The organism is Streptomyces sp. NPDC002104 (assembly GCF_053593795.1).
The window spans coordinates 1-2505 of the sequence record NZ_JBSFDF010000117.1; the positions used below are offsets into that span (position 1 = coordinate 1).

A 2505-nucleotide genomic window follows, 5' to 3' on the forward strand; every position below is an offset into this window, starting at 1 on the left:
GTCGTGACTGCGTGCCTTTTGAAGAATGAGCCTGCGAGTTAGCGGTGTGTAGCGAGGTTAACCCGTGTGGGGAAGCCGTAGCGAAAGCGAGTCCGAATAGGGCGATTGAGTTGCACGCTCTAGACCCGAAGCGGAGTGATCTAGCCATGGGCAGGTTGAAGCGGAGGTAAGACTTCGTGGAGGACCGAACCCACCAGGGTTGAAAACCTGGGGGATGACCTGTGGTTAGGGGTGAAAGGCCAATCAAACTCCGTGATAGCTGGTTCTCCCCGAAATGCATTTAGGTGCAGCGTCACGTGTTTCTTGCCGGAGGTAGAGCACTGGATAGGCGATGGGCCCTACCGGGTTACTGACCTTAGCCAAACTCCGAATGCCGGTAAGTGAGAGCGTGGCAGTGAGACTGTGGGGGATAAGCTCCATGGTCGAGAGGGAAACAGCCCAGAGCATCGACTAAGGCCCCTAAGCGTACGCTAAGTGGGAAAGGATGTGGAGTCGCAGAGACAACCAGGAGGTTGGCTTAGAAGCAGCCACCCTTGAAAGAGTGCGTAATAGCTCACTGGTCAAGTGATTCCGCGCCGACAATGTAGCGGGGCTCAAGCGTACCGCCGAAGTCGTGTCATTGCAGCAATAGGGCCAACGCCTGCTGTGATGGGTAGGGGAGCGTCGTGTGCCGGGTGAAGCAGCAGCGGAAGCTAGTTGTGGACGGTTCACGAGTGAGAATGCAGGCATGAGTAGCGATACACACGTGAGAAACGTGTGCGCCGATTGACTAAGGGTTCCTGGGTCAAGCTGATCTGCCCAGGGTAAGTCGGGACCTAAGGCGAGGCCGACAGGCGTAGTCGATGGACAACCGGTTGATATTCCGGTACCCGCTTTGAAACGCCCAATATCGAATCAGGCGATGCTAAGCCCGTGAAGCCGTTCCGGACCCTTCGGGGAAAGGAAAGTGGTGGAGCCGGTGACCCAGACTTGTAGTAGGTAAGCGATGGGGTGACGCAGGAAGGTAGTCCAGCCCGGGCGGTGGTAGTCCCGGGGTAAGGGTGTAGGCCGAGGGGTAGGCAAATCCGTCCCTCATATAAGGCTGAGACCTGATGCCGAGCCGATTGTGGTGAAGTGGATGATCCTATGCTGTCGAGAAAAGCCTCTAGCGAGTTTCATGGCGGCCCGTACCCTAAACCGACTCAGGTGGTCAGGTAGAGAATACCGAGGCGTTCGGGTGAACTATGGTTAAGGAACTCGGCAAAATGCCCCCGTAACTTCGGGAGAAGGGGGGCCATCACTGGTGAAGGAACTTGCTTCCTGAGCTGGGGGTGGCCGCAGAGACCAGCGAGAAGCGACTGTTTACTAAAAACACAGGTCCGTGCGAAGCCGTAAGGCGATGTATACGGACTGACGCCTGCCCGGTGCTGGAACGTTAAGGGGACCGGTTAGTCACATTTCGGTGTGGCGAAGCTGAGAACTTAAGCGCCAGTAAACGGCGGTGGTAACTATAACCATCCTAAGGTAGCGAAATTCCTTGTCGGGTAAGTTCCGACCTGCACGAATGGCGTAACGACTTCTCGACTGTCTCAACCATAGGCCCGGTGAAATTGCACTACGAGTAAAGATGCTCGTTTCGCGCAGCAGGACGGAAAGACCCCGGGACCTTTACTATAGTTTGATATTGGTGTTCGGTTCGGCTTGTGTAGGATAGGTGGGAGACTTTGAAGCGGCCACGCCAGTGGTTGTGGAGTCGTCGTTGAAATACCACTCTGGTCGTGCTGGATGTCTAACCTCGGTCCGTGATCCGGATCAGGGACAGTGTCTGATGGGTAGTTTAACTGGGGCGGTTGCCTCCCAAAAAGTAACGGAGGCGCCCAAAGGTTCCCTCAGCCTGGTTGGCAATCAGGTGTTGAGTGTAAGTGCACAAGGGAGCTTGACTGTGAGACCGACGGGTCGAGCAGGGACGAAAGTCGGGACTAGTGATCCGGCGGTGGCTTGTGGAAGCGCCGTCGCTCAACGGATAAAAGGTACCCCGGGGATAACAGGCTGATCTTCCCCAAGAGTCCATATCGACGGGATGGTTTGGCACCTCGATGTCGGCTCGTCGCATCCTGGGGCTGGAGTCGGTCCCAAGGGTTGGGCTGTTCGCCCATTAAAGCGGTACGCGAGCTGGGTTTAGAACGTCGTGAGACAGTTCGGTCCCTATCCGCTGTGCGCGTAGGAATATTGAGAAGGGCTGTCCCTAGTACGAGAGGACCGGGACGGACGAACCTCTGGTGTGCCAGTTGTCCTGCCAAGGGCATGGCTGGTTGGCTACGTTCGGGAGGGATAACCGCTGAAAGCATCTAAGCGGGAAGCCTGCTTCAAGATGAGTATTCCCACCTCCTTGAGAGGGTAAGGCTCCCAGTAGACGACTGGGTTGATAGGCCAGATGTGGAAGCCCGGTAACGGGTGGAGCTGACTGGTACTAATAGGCCGAGGGCTTGTCCTCAGTTGCTCGCGTCCACTGTGTTAGTTCTGAAG

Annotated in this window: 1 rRNA gene; it reads left to right on the forward strand. The window is 56.3% G+C overall.

The window, feature by feature from the left end:
* A 23S ribosomal RNA gene (locus tag ACWCP2_RS38155) occupies positions 1-2473 on the forward strand; the annotation flags it as partial.
* Between the last annotated feature and the right edge of the window lie 32 nt (positions 2474-2505).